General features: G+C 43.9%; 1 protein-coding gene. It reads left to right on the top strand.

Translation table 11 applies throughout. The features are described 5' to 3' along the window. Positions 1 to 67: 67 nt before the first annotated feature. A partial coding sequence (locus A3763_RS02645; RefSeq protein ID WP_197482709.1) for a 4-phosphoerythronate dehydrogenase occupies positions 68 to 893 on the top strand: 826 nt, incomplete at its 3' end.

Genomic DNA, 893 nt, shown 5'->3' with positions numbered 1-893 from the left:
CACACGTTTTTTTGGTGATTTAGGTGACATTGTTAAGTTGCCCGGGCGGGAGATTAAGGCGGAACATTTGAGTGATGCAGATTTCTTGATAGTACGCTCAGTAACCAAAGTAAACCGTGAGCTTTTAGAAAACAGTTCAGTTAAGTTTGTTGGAACATGCACCATCGGTATTGATCATATTGATACTGATTACCTTGATCAGCAGGGCATTCGCTACTGTAATGCGCCTGGCTGTAATGCTAACTCTGTTGTTGAGTATGTTTTAAGTTGCTTATCAATTCTAACCGAAACTCATTCGCTCGATTTAGGCTCGGTAACAGTCGGTATTGTGGGTTATGGCAATGTTGGTAGCTTACTTGCTGCGCGCTTGGAGAAGCTGGGAATCAAGTTTAAAGCCTGTGACCCGTTTTTGGATGATGATTCACTTGTATCATTTGAAGAAGTGATGCGCTGCGACCTGATATCACTTCATGTGCCCTTAAGTAAAGAAGGTACGCATCCAACCTACCATATGATCGATAAGCAGGTGCTTGAAAGCTTGCAGCCAGAGCAAATTCTGATTAATTCGAGTCGGGGGCCGGTTATCGATAATGATGACCTGAATGACTTCCTAGATCATCAGCCACAGTTTACCGCTATCCTTGACGTGTGGGAGAGAGAGCCTGAGCTTAATGTCGAATTGGCTCGCAAAGTCTTTATTGGTACGCCGCATATTGCCGGCTATAGTTTTGACGGTAAGGTCTTGGGGACTGAAATGGTTTACCGGGCCTTATGCCAGTTTTTAGGTTTACCATCTCGCCACTCTTCTGGGCAATTCTTAGAAGAGCCGCCTTTGTCTAAAATGGCCTTTACTTCAAATGCAGATGTTGATTGGTCTATTCATACTGCAATTC

The sequence above is a fragment of the Oleiphilus sp. HI0128 genome, assembly GCF_001635365.1.
Note: the sequence above shows the minus strand (reverse complement) of the source record. Positions and strands in the feature narration are given on the sequence as shown.